At 37.9% G+C, this 19,803-nt stretch carries 12 protein-coding genes; 1 reads left to right on the top strand and 11 read right to left on the bottom strand.

What is annotated here, in order from left to right:
• Positions 1 to 51: 51 nt before the first annotated feature.
• The 3 genes from BM130_RS03160 to BM130_RS03150 all read right to left on the bottom strand — a co-directional run bounded on the left by BM130_RS03160 (position 52) and on the right by BM130_RS03150 (position 5,541).
• Positions 52 to 3,417: a SusC/RagA family TonB-linked outer membrane protein gene (locus tag BM130_RS03160; protein WP_010528166.1), complete on the bottom strand. Its 3,366-nt coding sequence runs from the start codon at positions 3,415 to 3,417 to the stop codon at positions 52 to 54.
• 159 nt (positions 3,418 to 3,576) lie between these two features.
• Positions 3,577 to 4,815, bottom strand: coding sequence for a FecR family protein (locus BM130_RS03155; RefSeq protein ID WP_010528165.1), 1,239 nt, complete (start codon positions 4,813 to 4,815; stop codon positions 3,577 to 3,579).
• A 189-nt stretch (positions 4,816 to 5,004) separates the two neighbouring features.
• Positions 5,005 to 5,541, bottom strand: a complete 537-nt coding sequence (locus BM130_RS03150) for an RNA polymerase sigma factor (protein ID WP_010528164.1) — start codon at positions 5,539 to 5,541, stop codon at positions 5,005 to 5,007.
• A gap of 507 nt (positions 5,542 to 6,048) precedes the next feature.
• Between BM130_RS03150 and BM130_RS03145 the strand changes: the two genes are divergently transcribed.
• The gene (locus BM130_RS03145; RefSeq protein ID WP_010528163.1) at positions 6,049 to 9,315 is read left to right on the top strand and encodes a S41 family peptidase; all 3,267 of its coding nucleotides are present in this window, start codon (positions 6,049 to 6,051) and stop codon (positions 9,313 to 9,315) included.
• Positions 9,316 to 9,683: 368 nt separating this feature from the next.
• Here the strand turns inward: BM130_RS03145 and BM130_RS03140 are convergent, their stop codons facing one another.
• From BM130_RS03140 to BM130_RS03105, 8 genes are all read right to left on the bottom strand, one after another.
• Entirely contained in the window at positions 9,684 to 10,091 is a 408-nt protein-coding gene (locus tag BM130_RS03140) for a protein-export chaperone SecB (protein WP_010528162.1), read from the bottom strand.
• A gap of 7 nt (positions 10,092 to 10,098) precedes the next feature.
• Positions 10,099 to 10,476: a hypothetical protein gene (locus BM130_RS03135; protein ID WP_010528161.1), complete on the bottom strand. Its 378-nt coding sequence runs from the start codon at positions 10,474 to 10,476 to the stop codon at positions 10,099 to 10,101.
• Entirely contained in the window at positions 10,473 to 10,901 is a 429-nt protein-coding gene (locus BM130_RS03130; RefSeq protein WP_010528160.1) for a HEPN domain-containing protein, read from the bottom strand. The genes BM130_RS03135 and BM130_RS03130 overlap by 4 nt, the downstream gene beginning before the upstream one ends.
• A gap of 708 nt (positions 10,902 to 11,609) precedes the next feature.
• Complete coding sequence (locus BM130_RS03125; protein ID WP_010528159.1) at positions 11,610 to 13,961, bottom strand: TonB-dependent receptor; 2,352 nt, start codon at positions 13,959 to 13,961, stop codon at positions 11,610 to 11,612.
• 592 nt (positions 13,962 to 14,553) lie between these two features.
• Positions 14,554 to 14,928: a DUF8478 family putative metalloprotein gene (locus tag BM130_RS03120; protein WP_010528158.1), complete on the bottom strand. Its 375-nt coding sequence runs from the start codon at positions 14,926 to 14,928 to the stop codon at positions 14,554 to 14,556.
• 310 nt (positions 14,929 to 15,238) lie between these two features.
• A complete protein-coding gene (locus BM130_RS03115; protein WP_010528157.1) occupies positions 15,239 to 15,754 on the bottom strand; it encodes an acyl-CoA carboxylase biotin carboxyl carrier protein subunit in 516 nt (171 codons plus the stop codon).
• Between the two features lie 294 nt (positions 15,755 to 16,048).
• Positions 16,049 to 17,542, bottom strand: coding sequence for an acetyl-CoA carboxylase biotin carboxylase subunit (locus BM130_RS03110; RefSeq protein ID WP_010528156.1), 1,494 nt, complete (start codon positions 17,540 to 17,542; stop codon positions 16,049 to 16,051).
• Between the two features lie 185 nt (positions 17,543 to 17,727).
• Positions 17,728 to 19,266: an acyl-CoA carboxylase subunit beta gene (locus BM130_RS03105; protein ID WP_010528155.1), complete on the bottom strand. Its 1,539-nt coding sequence runs from the start codon at positions 19,264 to 19,266 to the stop codon at positions 17,728 to 17,730.
• Positions 19,267 to 19,803 lie beyond the last annotated feature (537 nt).

Genomic DNA, 19,803 nt, shown 5'->3' with positions numbered 1-19,803 from the left:
ATTTTAACCTAAACTAGTTACTATTGACTAACCACTAGAAACTTCTTTTGCCTAAAAAGATAAATCCAGACTCAAGGTATACAAAGATTCCATGGGATAGCCACTCATCGATTGTTTGTATGAATTTCTGTTACTTTTATCATATGGTGTCCATAAGCCAAGATTATCGGCGATAAAGGAAATACGACACCGATTTAGGTTAATTTTTTCCAAAAAGAATTTGGGTAAATTATAGGACAAGGAAATATTTTGAAGTTTGATGTGTGTTTTCTCATACAGGAAACGCGTTGAATTCATAGTTGAATTAGTGGAAACACCCCAAATTGGCTTTGGGGATAAGGCCAGATCACCTGGTTTTTGCCAGCGATCAAGCTGATTGACTGATTGATTTTCTGACATAATATTTAATCCATCGGAAGAAGTCCCTCGTCCAAAAGAACTAAAACCATAACCGCCTATTACATAACTAAAAATTACCTGAAATTCAAAATTTTTGTATTCAACTGTATTGATAAATGCCCCGTCTAAGTCGGGCGAAGAAGACTTGTATGGGACACGGTAATCATAACTGTATGTTTTGCTGATATTACCTTCAGCATCGTACCACATAGGGCTACCGTCTCTGGGGTCAACTCCTGCCCAACGAACAAGATAGTAGGTATCTAGACCGTATCCTTCGCGCCATATTTTTGTCCCCATAACTTTTTCGATACCATTGTACAACTCCAACAGTTTATTATCATTGTGAGAAAAATTCAAACGTGAAGTCCATCGAAACACTGGTGTAACCACATTATTGGAATACATAGTTATTTCATACCCTCTGTTTCTAATAGAACCCACATTGCGATATATCTTGGTACTTCCAGTGGTCCAGGAAACATCAACATTACTGATTAAGTCAACTGTTTTATTATTGTACCATTCTGCATCAATCTCAAATCTTCTAAAAAATTTAATGCGCAATCCCAGGTTTGTCATATACGTCGTTTCCCAGCTAAGAGAGGGATTGGGGCTCAAAGTCATTGCCACCCCCGAATTATTGTTATAATTATAACTCTCACTATAAGAATACACCCCCTCGGATTGCCTGTTGCCCAGACGGGAATTTCCGTTGGTTCCATAACTTCCCTTAATCTTAAGAATATCAATGTAAGGAACATCAAAAAAATCTTCTTTGTGAATATTCCAGGAACCAGCAAGTGACCAAAAATTGGCCCATCTGACATCTTCACCAAAAAGTGAGTTTCCATCTCGGCGGTAGATTAAGTTGAGATAATATCTCGTATCGTAAGAATACCCTCCTCTAGCAAAAAATGACATTGACCTGTCAAGGTCGGAACTGCTACTCCCATCCTGGTCTTCCGAGTAGGCAATCTCTTTAATGTGGTCGTTAACAAATCCTTCTCCACTAGCACTTACAGAGTTTCTTTTTTGAGATTTCATTTCAAACCCAAACATACCATCCAGATGATGCTTTCCAATGGATTTTTCATAATTTATCCGCTCAATATTTGTCCAGTATAAAAAATTGGAATGTCCACGTGAAGAGTAACCTATTGGCTCACCATCAGTAAGCGACATGCCTGACCAATTGGTTCTGGCGCGATACCTGTCCTCATAGTAGCTCTGATAATCTACTCCAATTTGAGATGTAATGGACAAAGAGCTATTGAAATTATATTGAAGTGAAATATTACTATTTGAAGCAAAAGTTCGTTGTGTATGGTCGTTTTCCTCACGTTCGGCTACACTGTTGTAAAACTTGGAAGTTTTCCAATAAGGATTTCCATTAACATCCATTCCGTCAATATATTTATTATACAACCTAAAAGAACCATCATCGTTGTAAACTGAATATATCGGCAGAAATTCATAATAATCACTTCCCGGATTAAAAATTTCGTTAATGTTATAGGATGCGCTAATTCTAAAACTGGCTGTTAGCTTTTTCCCTAATTCCAAATCATCATTGATGCGAAGTGAAAAACGGTCTTGGCTGTTCCCCAATACTGTTTGTTCCTCCCGGAAATAACCACCGGAAATAAAATAGGTAGAATTATCATTTCCTCCGCTAAGCGTAAGATTACCTTGATAAGTATGGCCTAAACCGTAAAAAACGTCATACCAGTCGGTAGAAGTAGTGCTGTATTGATTCAAATCATTATCCTGAAAAGGGAAATAAGCCAAATCTTTTCCCGCATTAACATAGGCTTCTTTGGCAAGCATCAGATACTCCTCTGCATTTAACACTTTAAACCTTGTCGATTCGTTGACCCTTGCAATCCCATATCTACCGGAAAAATTAATTCGGGTATCTCCTTTTTTGCCTTGACGGGTGGTTATAAGAATTACTCCATTAGCCCCGTTGGCACCATAGATTGAAGTTTCCGAAGCATCCTTCAAAACCGTAATAGATTCAATATCTTCTGGATTGATATAGGATAAAGGACTTACCGATACTTCCATCCCGGTAATCATATTGGTTCTGTCACCGGTAAAAATGGGTGTTCCGTCAACAATCCACAGAGGTTCGTTAGAAGCTGAGAGTGATGCCTCGCCCCTCACTCTCGTATTATAACGTGTTCTGGTACTCGAAGGTGCATCTGTATTGGGGTCAATTCTAACACCGGGAACAATGCCATCCAATAAAAGGTCCACTCTTCCCGATGGTAAGGTCTCTATATCTTTAGCATTTAACTGAAAAGCACTTCCGGTCATATCAATTTGATTTTGTTTTTTCCCGTAAGCACCAACGACCACTACATCATCGATAAAAATCTCATCGGGTTGCATCACCACATTGATTTCATTTTGGTCATTTACAGCCACTTCTTGATCCCTCATCCCAATAAAAGAAAAACGAAGTACTTCCACCATTCCATTACGAACACGTATACTGTAATTCCCTTCTGAATCTGTAACAACACCATAATTGGTGCCTTTTAAAATTATATTTACACCGGGAAGAGGTATATTTTTTTCATCCAATACCTTTCCGGTTATTATTCTTTCCGATTGCGGATTTTTGTTATTCTGTTGATTTTTTTGATCTTGAGCTTTACGAAATATAACTATTTGACGACCGTTTATTTTAAATCCATTTTGTGTATCTTCAAATACCTTTTTAAGGACAGATTCAAGCTCCTCACCAAAAGCAATAACATCTACTTTTCTTTCTAAATCAACATTTTTTTCACTATAAATAAAGATATACTCGGTCATGGATTCTATCTCTTTAATTACATCCGCTACCGAAACATTTTTTAATTCCATGTTTAATTTAGTCCGGTCACCCTTATCATGTGGGTAAGCCATCATGAATCCGGAAATAAAAAAAACAAATGCTAGCATAGCTAACGGCCTTAAAGGTTCTAAAACCCTTTCAATACTTTTTCCTGTTCTTCTTTTTCTCATGAATTCTCGTATCTCTAGTTTATTATCTGTATATTTTAAACATAAAATACCCCTTTGGATTTATAAAATAATCCAAATCAATTGAAAAATTTAAATTAATCTGTAAAAGAAAGTTAGGACAGATATATCTAATTAAACTGCCCCTTTGAGCCGCAATCTTTATTCAGTAGAATTTCTACTGTACACAAAAATACTGTCATTCAACATCTTATATTCAATGCCTGCAACAACAGTCAGATTTGTCAGAACGGAATCAATCGAATTATACATACTTAATTTTCCACTAATTGGAAATGTATGACTAACATCTTCTGCATTATAAATAAATTTAACATTATAAATTCGCTCAAGTTTTGCTAAAACATTAATTATATTTTCATTGGAAAACTGATACCAACCATCCTTCCAGGATATAAATTGTTCTATATTGTCTTCTCTCTTCACTTGCATCTTTTTTCCGGATTTCACATAAATGGCTCTATCCCCCGGCTTAATGGTAACTTCTCGATTAAATATACTTTTCAGGGGAATGACCTTTACACTTCCTTCCAGAAGAGCAGTTTCCACTTTATCGTCAGTTGTATAAGCCGAAATATTGAATTTTGTTCCTAATACCCTAATGATAACCGATTCGGTTTTTACAAAAAATGGTTTATTCTTATTCTTTGCCACTTCAAAATAACCTTCTCCTTCAAGAAAAACGGTTCTATTATTTCTTCTAAATTCCTGAGCAAATGCCAACCTACTACCGGCATTTAACCATACTTTTGACCCGTCCGATAATACCAACTTTGTCTGCCTGCCAAAGGGCACTGTAACTTCATTCATCAATACATATTCACTATTTTCATCCTTTGGCACCACATTTTTCACAATGCTGTCGCCTCCTATCCGTACGGCATTTTCTTTTTCCAATACCTCTATTTCTTTCTTTTCACCATCCAGTTTAATCTTCTCGCCTTTTGACAGAAACAAAACCGGTTCATCGGAATAAATCCATGCTTCACCAGTTGAAAATTGGTATGTCGCTTCTTTATCCTTTAAATGCCAATACCCATATACTCCTATTGAAAGAATCACCAACATCATTGCCGCAACTTTGATATACTGCCTGATACCATATCTGACAGCTCCAAATACCAGTTCTTTTCGACTGTCAGAAACAATTCGGTTCCATAGTTGTCGTTTAATTGAGCTTGGCATCAATGGTACCGATTCTTTCGCACAAAACAGACGTACTAAGTTTCGTGCCTCTTCTAACACAACCTGGTCTTCCTTTGAGCAGTTGGCAACTTCTTTTTCCCATTCAGTGTCATCCAGCTCCGAAATAATAGATAGAAATGAAGAATCCTCAATCAGTTCATCTATCGAAAGCCCCGTAAATTTTGTCAGTTTCATCCTGTTTAAAATTATAAAGGTGGAAAACGATGATTTGTGACAGTTTTTTATATTTTTTTTGCAAAAAAATTCTATTTCCCTCTTATTTAGATTAATACAAATAAAAAATTAAGCTACCCAATAAAAAAGCGACCTAAGAAATGATTGAGCAAATGATTTTTGGATTTTTTCTGTTTTATCCAGTTAACTTTAAAGCTTCTTCCTTAATATTTGTATAGCCCTGGACACCAGTTGACGAGCTGTATCATATGGAACATCCATAATTTCACATATTTCTTCATATTTCAAGCCACAGGTAAATTTATAATACAATATTTCCTGTTGACGAGATTTAAGCGATCGAACAGCCTTGTACAAAGACTCATTTCTGGCCTCAATGGTTTCTCTTTCCAGAATCTCCTCTTCGATGGAAAAAGAAATTTCATCTGAAGAACTATTGGCGGTATCTATTGAAGAATATCTGCCTGCTCCTTTCAGCATTTTCAATATTTGACGGCGAAAAGCTTTAAGAAGATATAACCGAATATTATCCGTATTACCCAAGTTTTCTCTTGATTTAATTAATGTCAGAAATAAATCATGAATCGCATCCAACACAATTGCTTCATCGGATGTAAATTTAAGTCCAAAGTGATACAAAAAATCGGCATGTTGATTATATATGGTCGATAGAGCAGAATTATTCCCCTGCTTAAACTTCATCCATAGTTTCTTATCATCAGCCATACAAATTTTATATTTGCATTCTCATAAAATCCATCTAAGTTATTTACTTAAGAATTCAAGTAAATCTTTAGGCAATAATCAATAGTGTAACCATCACAAAAGATTATTGATTAACCACAAGAAACCTCTTTTGCTTTCGGTCTACGCACTCTTTATACATGTTCTTTTGTGACCTTAAGCTGCAATGCTCATTTCATTCAGGCATTTTATGTATCCTAATCTCAAATGCTGGTTAATATCATAGGATAATCCAAACACTGAAAATGCCTTTACAAAAAAATGCGAAAATAACATATTTCTTTGGCCCAATACCAACTTATTCATTACAAATGGTTACTATAGTGTTTCCCAAATAATAAAAACTAATTTTTTCATATAGCAAGTTAAAAACAATTCAATTGGAAGGAACTTTGAAGTTCCGTTTTTCAAATCAAAACAAATTGGATATTTTTATGTTTCAAATTTGTCTTGTTCGATAAAATATATCTTATTTAAAAATTAAACAGTATGAACCTAAAACAATTTTTTCTATCTCTAACATGGCTTCTTACCCTTCCGGCTGTGCTCTTAGCCGAAGAAGCCCGATTAATGCGATTTCCCGGTGTTAGCAATGACAAAATTGTTTTTACCTATGCCGGCGACCTTTATACTGTCCCAATTGAAGGTGGTGTAGCGCGAAAATTAACATCGCACAAAGGCATGGAAATGTTTGCCCGGTTTTCTCCTGACGGCACACAAATTGCTTTCACAGGCCAATATGATGGTAATACCGAAGTGTATGTAATGCCTGCCGAAGGGGGAATACCTAAAAGGCTTACTTATACTGCTACTCTGGGGCGTGACGATGTGTCGGACCGTATGGGACCCAATAACATTGTTATGACCTGGACGCCCGACGGGAAAAGCATCGTATTCCGCACCCGCAAAAAGTCATTCAACTCTTTTAAAGGGCATTTATATAAAGTGCCGGTGGATGGAGGAATGCCAGAACAATTACCATTCCCCGAGGGCGGCTTTTCCTCTTTCAATTCTGATGGCACCAAACTAGCCTATAACAGAGTTTTTAGAGAATTCCGTACCTGGAAGTATTATCGCGGCGGGATGGCTGATGAAGTTTGGATTCATGACTTTAATACCCATGAGACAAAAGCCATTACCGACAATGATGCCCAGGACATCTTTCCCATGTGGATTGGTGATGAAATCTTTTTCCTTTCGGACCGCGACCGTACTATGAATTTGTTTGTTTACAATATCAAAACCGGAGAGACTGAAAAGGTAACCAACTTTACCGATTACGATATTAAATTTCCTTCCTGCAACGGGAATACCATTGTCTTTGAAAAAGGTGGTTACATCTATACTTTTAATGCCAAAACCAGAGAACTTAAACAGGTTCCCGTAACAATTAATAATGATATGGTTTTGGCCAGAAATGAAATAAAAGATGCTTCCGGTGATATTAATGCCGCAAGCCTGTCACCCAATGGCGAACGGATATTGTTTTCCGCAAGAGGAGAACTCTTCTCAGTACCTGCCGAAGAAGGGCTTACCTATAATCATACTCTTTCACCGGGTGTTCATGACCGCGACGGCGAATATTCCCCCGATGGCAAATGGATGGCATGGCTCTCTGATCAAAGTGGTGAATATGAAATATGGATTAAAGCTGCCAATGGCGAAGGTGAAGCTATTCAGCTAACCTCCGGTGGTGATACCTACAAGTTTAATCTTGGATGGAGTCCTGATAGCCGTTATATTGCATGGAGCGACCAACATTATCGCCTTATGGTTACAGAAGTTCCTTCAGGAAAAACCAGGATGATAGCCAAAAGTAATTTTTCACATTTGGATGATTTTGCCTGGAGTCCCGACAGCCGATGGTTAGCTTTTACCGATGGAATGCCAAATCGGTTGGATGTTATCAAGGTGGCCAACCTCGAAACAGGCGAGGTGAAAATGATTACCGAAAAATGGTATGACTCAGGTTATCCTTCCTTCTCCAACGACGGGAAATATCTCTTCTTCAGTTCGCAACGAGACTTTAGCCCCGTTTACAGTGAAACGGAATGGAACCATGCCTATATCAATTCTTATCGCATCTATTTTGCCATTCTGGATAAAGCCACGCCATCACCCTTCGCACCTGAAAATATCGATGTAAACCCGGTTGAAGAGAAAAACGATAAAACTTCAGACAAAAAAGCCAAAAAAGAAAAAGACAATGGTGATAACAAGGAATCAAAGGTTAACGTCGAAATTGATTTTGATGGCATTGCCCAACGCATTGTGGCATTGCCTATTGAACCGGGACTCTATTATAATATTAGCTGCGTAGACGGAAAAGTTTATTATAACCGACGTTTCCAGGTGCGTAAGGATAATGAGGGATTGTTTGTATTCGACCTTGATAAAGAAAAGGAACAGTCATTAGGCGATTATTTCTATACCCTTTCGCCCGACAATAAAAAAATGCTCGTTGGAAAAAACAAAAGATGGAAAGTTATTGGCCTTCCTTCTTCTTCCATCTCGATCGACGAGCCTGTGGACCTCTCAGGCATGAAAGTGAAAGTAGACTATAGAGCCGAATGGAAACAAATTTTTGATGAAGCGTGGCGGCAAATGCGTGATTTCTTCTATGTAGAAAACATGCATGGTCGTGACTGGAAAGCCATTCATGACAAATATGCTGTTTTGTTACCCTATGTAAACCATCGTAACGACCTCAACTACGTAATCGGTGAAATGATTGGAGAGCTGAACGTAGGGCACGCCTATGTTAATACCGGGGAAAAACCCTCGGCCGAACGGATTAAAACCGGACTATTAGGTGCCACATTCCAACAGCATGAATCCGGATACTTTAAAATTACCGAAATATTAGACGGAGCGCCCTGGAGTGAAAAGATGTATTCACCATTACAAGCCCCGGGTGTAGATGTCAACGTAGGTGATTATATTCTGGCTATTGACCGGCAGTCGGTAAAACAAGCAGATAATATCTATGAATTACTTGTAGGAAAAGCCGGGCAAACTGTTGAGTTGTTGGTTAACAGTAGGCCTGAATCCGACGGTGCCAGACGTGTACTGGTTACTCCCATCGACGATGAAAGTGAACTCTACTATTTCAAATGGGTTAACGATAACATCCGAAAAGTGAATGAGGCCACCAACGGACGTGTTGGTTATATTCACATTCCCGACATGGGCCCCAACGGGTTGAATAAGTTTGTGCGTTTCTTTTATCCCCAGTTGGACAAAGAAGGACTTATCATCGATGACCGTGGTAATGGTGGCGGAAACGTATCTCCAATGATTCTGGAACGTCTGGCCCGTGAAGCCTACCGTGTTAACATGAGAAGAAATTCTCCCGAAGTAACACCCGTACCCAACGAGACCCTTGTAGGACCTAAAGTAGCGCTTATCGATAAATATTCCGCATCAGATGGCGATTTATTTGCCTTTGGATTTAAAGCGCTGGGCATCGGCCAAACCATAGGAACCCGCACATGGGGCGGTATTGTTGGTATCACCGGTTCACTCCCATTCATTGACGGAACTCAGTTACGAATTCCTCAATTTACATCGCTCTCAATGGATGGTAAATGGATTATTGAAGGGAAAGGTGTCCAGCCCGACATCGAAGTGGAAAACGACCCGTGGAAAGAATTTAACGGCGAGGATGAACAGTTGAACAAAGCCATTGAAGTGGTTATGCAACAACTGAAAGACCGCAAACCGCTGCCCACAATTCCTGAAGCACCGGTTAAATGATAACATTGGACTTTTACGCTGAATAAAGCAGAAGCCAAAAATTAAACCCCTGATGGTAAAATTCTTTACTGTCAGGGGTTTTTAGTATCATTTACTTCTCAATAACTTTATATATTCATGAAGTCAATAAATTTCACTTATTTCACTGATATATTGTTTATTAAAAGTAGTCTTCAGTGGTTAGTCTTTAGTCATTAGTTATTTAACACTAACCACTAATGACTGTTGACTATTGACTAATGACTATTGACTTCTTCTGCCTTCTGCCTGTGCACTTCTGCCTTTATTTGTGGCAAAAGTCGCCATGCTCGTTTCATTTTTGACAAAAAGCCTAATCCTCTATTTATGTTACACCTAAAAAAATAAAATTAGCTTACTATTGTATTCTTTTTTAATGTTTCACCCAATTTGGTCAAATTTAGTGTGGGTAAAACCACTGGTTCAAAGCCGGAGAGATTTGTAATTGTAGAAATATAAGCTCTAATATACGGGAATAATAAGGCAGGAGCATTAATATAAAACAATTTATCCAATGTATCTTTTTCTATCTCGTTATCAAAAGAATAGTTTGCAACAGCCTCTATTTCAATATTCAAAACATTATCCTCATCCTTTATTTTTACACCCAAGTGAAGCTGAAAAATTGATTTATCCTTAAAAATGATACCTCGTGGGTTAAAATCTAAAGTCAGTTTTTGGGCAGGTTTTTTATCTTTTCGCTCAATTAATGACCGAACAATACTAAAACCTTTAAATTGAAACTTAGAATTTTCCATAAATATTTTAAGCAGCAATGGCTAAATAATCAACACTGATAGGATCAACTTCTTCTGAAACCCCTAAAAATTCAAACTCTATACATGATGTTTCAGACTCGAAAATAAAATCCGAATAACCAAGTTCAAACTCAGGACTCTTAATTTCTGTAAGAGAATTTTCTGAAATAAAAATAATGTTTTCAGTAGGAAACAATTCCTCGAATTCATCCTCGATTCGGGTTTCTTCCAGCAAATAATCCTCATTATTTTCATAAAGATTAAGAGGAATAATTTCAATGATATGGCTATGCGTATTTTCTCTGTACTCATAACGAATTTTTGCTTCACTAAACTTGGAAGCAAGAAATTGCAATCTCTTCTTTATAAATTCTTTGGGGTTCATAACTTCAAATTGGTTATTAGATAACTTCTAATTTCTTCAGCTTTTTCCAAAGCTTTTTGCCCATTATCATAATTTATTTCAATGTTTTCGTAGTCAGCTTCTATTCTAAAATTTTGTAAATCCTTTATATTGCGCCTAAGATTTTGCACTTCACGACTTTGTTCAATTTTCTTTAATTCTCTGATTATATAATCAATAACATACTTATGTGTAGATTGTTTTGGATTGCCCGCAATACTTGCTGTTTGTTCTTTATAAGTTGTTCCAAAAAAAGATTTAATGGCATACTTCATTAACTGAAAACAACTATAATAAGAGCAATGAACACTTGGTGCATATAACCCTTTTGAAATAAGCACCTTTGCTGCATCTATATTAAAATCAGACTTTTGCCTAAGGTAACTCATATCAAATAAGAAATGCAAAGTTATCTTTTTTCAGAAACTCAAATTTATAAATTTCCTCAAAAATTTAAATGCAAATAGTTTAATTTGTTTCCTAACATAAATATAGATTATCTATATAACAACGGAACATTTTTTGGATTTAGCCCTCTAAGTTGTTGAAATCAATTTATTGTTTCTGAATATCAGAATCGAATAACACTTCTTCATAAGAAAGTCTTAGCTTTCCTTCACCAGACCATGTCGAAATTATAGAATTTGATTCATCGCCTTTACTTAGTTATTGCCTAACACCCGAACGGGTGTCTGATAAGCACCCGAGCGGGTGTCTGGTAAGCACCCGAGCGGGTGTCTGGTAAGCACCCGAGCGGGTGTCTGGTAAGCACCCGAGCGGGTGTCTGGTAAGCACCCGAACGGGTGTCTGATAAGCACCCGAGCGGGTGTCTGGTAAGCACCCGAGTGGGTGTCTGGTAAGCACCCGAGTGGGTGTCTGGTAAGCACCCGAGTGGGTGTCTGGTAAACACCCGGACGGGTGTTAGATAACAACCTATAGGACAGTTAATTGCAAACATCAGAGAGCAACTGATATCGATTAAAGGGAGCAAAATACACTGAACATAAAAAAGTTAGCTTAATCCTGCTTGCAGAAAATGGCATAATCAAAAGCATATGGCAGGTTTAAGCTAACCTTTTTATAAGTATAAACTAATTAAGCACTTATCAATGCTATTATTTCAGCATATTTCCAAGTTTAATTCCGAAATAGAGCGTTCTTGGCAGGGCAGGTCCATAGATATAAGCCGGGTCACGGTCGATACCGGTATCAAAATCATCCTGAAATGAGTTGAATATATTTTTCATACCAGCATAAAATTGTAGTTTAGCTCCATTTATAGGAATGGTATATCGAACTTTCATCCCAAAGTCAAAGAATGGGTCTGATTCACGCAACACACTTTCGTTGTAAGGCACCAGCATTGAACCGGTATAATTTCCTGTGGATGAAACACATAACTTTTTAGTAGGGTCCCAGTCTATGGTAAAATAACCATAATAATCGGGGGTACGGAAAAAGCGGGTCTCATTCAGTTCGTGCACCTCTTCATATTCGCTGCGCTGAATGGTGAAACCGCCTTTAAACTCCCATTTGTCAGATGGCACTAAATTAGCTTCAATGTTGATCCCTTTAACAGTTGCTCCCCCTTCGGCATTAACGCGTGTATAAATTACGACACCATCCTCGTCGGGCTCACCAAACTCATTGGCAAAAGCATCATCCAGTTGGGTATAAAATCCTTCTACCAATACCCCCATATAAGAATTTCCCAATTGCCGATTAAAATCGAGCGAAACCATATAACTGTGACTGGTTTCTTGTTTCAAATCATCGGCATTCTCATGAATTATTTTTTTTGCACCCGATGTTTCGATATGCAAATCTTCATCAAAAATTTGAGGCGCTCTGTACCCTTGCGAATAGCTGACTCTGGCCTGTAACGACTCGACAATATCGTATTTCAGCGTAATTCTTGGACTTAACACATCTCCTGAGGTAGAAGAATTTTCCGCATCATCTTCAATAGAATAATGGTCGAACCGAGCCCCGACCGAAACATTGAGCTTATTAATGTCAAATTCATATTGAGCAAACATACCAAGAGTATTAGTTTCCTGGTCTGCCACAATGCGGTTTTCAATATAAGGACCATCTTCCACGGTAAAATTAGGATCTTCCAGATCAGGATAGCCCAACTTTTTATCTTTCAGCCAGGCACCCACATCTTCAATGCCTAATAAAAGGTCAGAATTCAGAAAGTGCCAATTATACTGGGCCCCGACGGTATATGAGAAATCTTTGGTATTACCATAGTCGGCCAGCGATTGCTCAGCACCATAATAAGAGTCGCGAACCACATGCTGTCCGGAAGCATAAACCGATAGCTTGTCTGCATCACGGAAGAAACGGTCATATGCCAAAGCGCCGGTTGTAATATTATGGTCAACCGATTCGGCAATATCGGCCATGTGTTCAGGCATATCAAATTTATTTCCCCCTCGCCTACTCTCTTTAATATTAAAAAAGTCGGCGGTTAACTTATCCCGTGTACCAAATCGGTGAAAAACTCTTCCTCCGATGGTGGTATTTTTCAATTCGGTAAGTTCGGAAAATGAATCATCGTTAGCATCAAAGGGTTCACGGTCGCGGTAAAAACCATATATCGCCAATCCGGTCTTATTATCATTCGAAACCACTGATGCATTGAAATTGACAGTATAATCTTGCGCCGGGTCGCCGGCACCATCAACACCAATTCCGGATATACTATTTCCTGTTCCAAACTCGTATGAGTTGTTAATTGGGTCTTTAAGAATTAAATTTATGGTACCCGCAATGGCATTGCTGCCGTAGAGGGCCGACCCTCCCCCACGGATAACCTCAATGCGTTCAATCATGTTCGAAGGAATCAGCTCCAAACCATAAACGCCAGCCAAACCGCTAAAAATGGGACGACTGTTAATGAGAATCTGAGAATAGGGCCCTTCCATACCATTCATACGAACCTGTGAAAAGCCACAGTTTTGACAGTTGGTTTCCATGCGCAACCCCGGACAAAAATTGAGCCCCTCACTTAAAGTGCTAACCTGAGCCGTTGCAAAAAGCTTGGGCGTAAGCGTATTTACAATGGTAGATGATTCCCGGCGGTTAGTTTCGTTCCTATCTGCTGTAACAACCACTTCTTCTACGCCTAACACATCTTCCTGCAACTGGAATTTTATCTCTTTAGTTTCATTACCTTTTAATTCAACTTCAACAATTTGTGGCTTATAGCCCAAAAATTGAGCTTTAACCTGGTGGTGTCCAACAGGCAGGTTAATGAGCCGATAATGTCCGGTCTCATCGGTAGCCGTACCAATAGTTGTATTGACGATACTTACATTGGCAAACGGAATATGATTGCCGTCTTGGTCTACCACATGTCCAATGATATTGGCATCTGACCTCCATTTTTGTTGTGCTTGAATAGTTATGGATGCGGTTAATAATGTTAATGACAGGAAAAAATATTTAATCAACTTCATATACAAAAAATTATTAAATGGTTTAATGGATGAATGGGCTATTGTTATGTGCTTTTATATCTTCATTCGTAAAAAAAAATTACTTATTTCATTGAACTATTACTAATTATGATTAATCGTTAGTGGTTAGTCTGTTTGGCACATCATTTTAAACCAAATGATTAGATGATTAGACACAAGATATAAGATGAGGGTTTTGCATCGGATTTATGCCTTTAAACTCATCGCCCAACAGCCTATCGGTCAACAATCTAATTGCCTATTCGCCTAGTGACCTATTCGCCCACCTGCCTGACTACTTTATTGGGTTGGCCATTCTGATTTTTAATGAAAATAAACAATTGATAATTGAACAAGACAATACTTCCCTGTCCCGATCAATAATCAATTTTAATAATCATAATTTTTAAACGATTATCCGACCGGCAATCAAATAAGACAACTTAAATATCAAGCAGATACACTCAGCAAGGACCTTCCGGCAAGGGAAGAACACTAAAAAAGGAGTTAAAATCGATTGAAACGAGCAGGCCACCCCAACCCACAAAAATGGTATGTTTAAATTTGGTTAAGCCATGCGGGTCCCATTCGGCTAATGAGTTAAATTAAATAGAAAGGGAGGCTCTCTACCCTTATGCATTATTAAAAAGGGAGAGAAATTAACCGACAGGTTGGTCAGATAAAAATCTTTCCTTACAAAAGGATTAACCAATGCAATGATAAGAAAGAGAATAGGAAAAAGAAGACTCAAATTATCCAAATAATGGAATTGAGCATTGGAATGATGGTGCGAAGTCGCATCATTTTGCCCGCTTTTTTTAAAAGGATGGGAATGGACAATTACTTCTCCGTTTGCATTGATATGCGTATGAACAAATAAGGCTCTGTTAACAATAAGCAAAACCATTACAACACCTAATATTAGTGCTGTAAATTGGATTAGTTTATTTTGATGGCCTATTTGCATCCGAAAATCAATTGAGTTGAAACATGTTCTGTTTATACTATATTTATATGATTAGGTAGCATGCGGATAATATTCGTACTTATGATGACATGCTTACCTTACGGATGCAAAAGTAATGGTTTTATCGTTTTTCTCTATACCCTATAGATTAGTGATATACAAAATACCAACAAAAGGGGATGTGGAATAAAAAACTGCCAAAATACTCTTTATTCCCCAAAATCAACATTTTATGATGACCTTTCAAGAGTTATTGACAGTCTTTACAAGAAATGACAAAAAGAAAAATAACTACTTTATGTTATATAAATTATTCAACCTCGATATCCATTAGGATATGCTCTTTCATGACCGAAGCACCTACATGGACATTTAGACTTTTAATAATACCGTTTACCGGGCTTTGAATTTCGTTTTGCATTTTCATAGCTTCAAGCACCAGCAAAGCTTCACCTTTTTTTACTTTTTGTCCGGGCGTGGCTAATACTTCAACAATTTTACCGGGCAGCGGGGCCGTTAATTTCAGAGAAGCATTCGCTGCTTTTTCCTTGATTTTTTTTGTACGTCGGTGAGCAGCTTCTGAAGTTATTTCAAAGCTGTAAGTATTTCCATTTACCGAGACGATACATTTGTTTTGTTTAAGTCGAATAATCTCACCTGAATGTTGTTTCCCGTCAATTTCAACAATGTATTCATCGGTATCAACTCTTTTTAAAGCCATTTCGTGCCGAGTATTTCCTATCTTTTGAATGACTCCCCTATTCACCTCCACCGGAATTTTTTTACCCTCGACCAGTACAATATAACGATTGCTTTTTGAACTCATAACTGGTATTTATTAAAAATTTATTCCCAAATAATATATTCATACAAAATTCACTTAACTCACTGCACTAATGATTATTAAAATAAGTCATTAGTGGTTAGTTATTAGTGATTAGTTATTAGTGGTTAGTTAATTGTCTATTTTGTGCATTAATCTTACCAAACTCTTCAAGCCATTCAATCTCATCATCTAACAACAAAATAACCTATTGGCCTATCGGCCTTTTCTGCCTGTGCACTTCTGCCTAAATATTTTTGTACATGTTCTTTAGTGACAATAGTTGCCATGCTCGCTTTATTTAAAAAACCGACTCAATCGCCAGGGACTCACGTTTTTCTCACTGATTTGCTGGTTATCGATACTGTTGATTTCATTCAGATATTTGGTCATACCAAGCAATATGGCCGCTACCAGTTCATTATCTTCCTGATAAAAGTTTTGTTCCAGCTCAGTTTCTATAAACGAAGTTGAATAATTACCTTGCTTAAAGGCCTCATTATTAAGCACCATTTTGAAGAAGGGCAAAGTGGTTTTCACCCCCTTAATTTTGATATTATTAATGGTACTAATAGCCGTTTTTAGTACAGCTTTTCTATCGGCGCCCTTAACAATAAGTTTGGCAATTAGTGAATCGTAACAGGAAGGAATAATATCGCCATCCACATATCCCGAGTCAACTCTAATTTTGCGCTTTCTGGGGAATTTAATTGTTTCAACAATTCCATTGTCGGGGGTAAAATCGGCCTGCACATCTTCGGCGTTAATGCGAAATTCTATGGCGCATCCCTTGCGCGTGATATCCTTTTGTGTAAAAGATAGTTTTTCGCCATTTGCAACCCTGAACTGTTGTTCAATTAAGTCAATACCCGTTATCTCTTCAGTTACGGGATGCTCCACCTGAATACGCGTATTCATTTCCATGAAGAAATGATTAAGATGCTCATCTACGAGAAATTCAACCGTTCCTACGCTATAATAACCTGTTGCTTTGCATAACCTGACAGCATCCTGTCCCATTTTATTTCTGGTCTCTTCGTCGAGTGCCGGCGAAGGTGCCTCTTCCAGCAATTTTTGATGTTTTCGCTGAATAGAGCATTCCCGTTCAAAGAGATGAACAACATTGCCATGTTGGTCGGCTAATACCTGGAACTCAATATGTCTGGGATTTTCTACATATTTTTCAATAAAAACAGCGGCATTACCAAAAACCGACATGGCTTCTCTGGAAGCAGCATTAAACATTCTGGGCAAATCATCCTCCGAGTATGCTACACGCATACCTTTCCCACCACCACCAGCCACAGCTTTAACAATGACAGGATATCCAATAGAAGCAGCTATTTTTTCTGCCTCGGCCAATGAAGTTATTACCCCGGTACTTCCCGGCAAAACAGGCACATTGTTTTTGATAGCGATATCGCGGGCCACCCCTTTGTTGCCCATTTGGTCGATATGTTGATGTGACGGCCCGATGAAAACAATGTTGTTATGCAAACATTCTCTAGCCAATGCCGGATTTTCAGATAAAAAACCATATCCCGGATGAATGGCATCAATATTATATTTCAAGGCCGATTCAATAATCTTATTGACGTTGGTAAATATGTTGTAGAAGGTTTCTTCGGTCACATCAATAATTTCATCAGCCGATTTCAAATAGGTGGCATTGGGTTCTTCATGTGTCATGAACATGAAGGTTTTTATCCCCATTTTTTTTGCTGTACGTGCTATACGTATGGCTATTTCTCCCCTATTGGCAATTAATACCGATTTAATTTTATTTTTCATAGAATATAAAATTAATGTCGAAAGTAACTCCCCTGGCAATAGGTTTGGATGTTTTCACAATTACAGGACCAGCGCTCCCAAAACACGTCAATGCCAAGAGTAAATTATTCCAACAACAGTGTATACTGAGTTAAATAACCTTAAGCCAAATATCTTAAAACAAAAATTCAGTATCAAAGCATTAGTTAAAGAGGGATATTTCCGTGTTTACGCGAAATTTTTTCTTCCACCTTGTTTTCCAATAGCGCAAAGGTATCGATCAGTACCTTTCTGGTATCGGCAGGATCAATAACCTCATCAATAAACCCTTTTTCTTCGGCTATAAAAGGATTGGCAATGTTCTCTTTATAATCTTGTGCCAGCTTTTTTCTCAACGCTTCGGGGTCTTCAGCGTTTGCCAAATCTTTTCGATTAAGAATTTTAACAGCGCCTTCGGGCCCCATAACGGCTACTTCAGCCGTAGGCCAGGCAAAATTAAAATCGCCTCCCATAGCTTTGCTGTTCATTACAATATATGCGCCGCCGTAGGCTTTTCTCAGGATAACGGTAATTTTGGGCACAGAAGCCTCGGCAAAAGCATAAAGAAGTTTTGCACCATGCAAAATAATAGCGTTATGTTCCTGGTTTTGTCCGGGCATGAATCCCGGCACATCTTCCAAAACAAGGATGGGAATGTTAAAAGCATCGCAAAAACGGACAAAACGGGCAGCTTTACGCGAAGCATTAATGTCGAGTGTTCCGGCTAAACACTTAGGTTGATTGGCAATTATACCAATCACCTGGTTGTCTAACCTGGCAAATCCGGTAACAATATTCTGTGCAAAATTTTCTGCTACTTCAAAAAAACTTCCCGTATCCACTATACGGTTGATAATATCAATAATATCGTAGGGTTTACCCGAATCGTCGGGAATAATCAACGAAATATTATCCAACCTGTTGGGTTCAATATCGTCGCGTCGGGCAATCGGCGGATGTTCAACATTATTTGAAGGTAAGTAAGAAAGTAACTTCTTAACTCCTAACAAGCAGTTTTCCTCATCGGAATAGACAAAGTCTGCCACACCTGAAGTGGTAGAATGAATTTCGGCACCACCTAAATCCTCAAAACTAACATCTTCGTTAAGAACTTCCTTTACCACGCCCGGTCCGGTAACAAACATGTGAGAGGTGTTTTTCACCATAAAACGGAAATCGGTTAAAGCAGGCGAATAAACAGCACCGCCGGCGGCAGGTCCTAAAATGACTGAAATTTGAGGAATAACCCCCGACGATTGCACATTGCGCTTAAATATACCAGCATACCCTGCCAAACTGGCCACTCCTTCCTGAATACGGGCGCCACCTGAATCAATGAGACCAATAATGGGATAACCCATTTTTAGTGCTATATCTTGCACTTTTTGAATTTTACGGGCGTGAACAGCCCCTAATGAGCCGCCTAAAAAGTTGAAATCTTGTACGTACAATAGAACCTTACGCCCATTTATAGTCCCATAACCGCAAATAACTCCGTCACCAAAAAAATCATGGTTATTATCCTGCGATTTGACATATGCATCTATTTCATGAAAACTGCCTTCATCCAAAAGCAAATCTATACGTTCTCTGGCTGTTAGCTTTCCTTTTGAATGCTGTTTCTGGTTATAGTCTCCGGAATATTGATTTTCCAGTTTTTCTTTTCTGGCATAAAACTTCCGGTAGGGTAATCTATTGTCCTGCATAATATTTTAACATTAGTGCTTTCAAATTTTTTTCGTACCTGCCTACACTCATCCTGTTCAACCCCTCTATTTGCCCAGGGACATTGAAATCAAAATACTTGCAATTTAAATTTTCATTATCTTCTATTTTATAAAACTGGTATTCAAACAATTATTTCCGCAAAAAAAATAAGATTTTCCGGTATATTTAACCATGCCAATATTGCTTTAACAATAGCATAAACAAAAGTCTTCTAAAAATGTTTTCCCCCAAGGATTCATGTCAGTTGTTATTTTTCACGGGAATAATGATAAAACTTTAGCATTTTATCAGGCTAACAATCTGATTAAATGTTAACTGAATTAAAACCTCAGAATATGAAATGCACTTACAAATTCCTTACATTCGTATTAAAATTTACTTATTTCATTGAACTGTTCTTAAAATTTGTCATTTGGGTTAGTAGTTAGTGGTTGGTCATTAATTTATAGTTATCTGATTTTAGTGCTTTGTGTTACCAACACTAATGACCATGCACTAATGAAATGACTTTAAGC

It is taken from the genome of Thermophagus xiamenensis (assembly GCF_900112795.1).
Classification (GTDB): Bacteria; Bacteroidota; Bacteroidia; order Bacteroidales; family Marinilabiliaceae; genus Thermophagus; species Thermophagus xiamenensis.
Note: the sequence above shows the minus strand (reverse complement) of the source record. Positions and strands in the feature narration are given on the sequence as shown.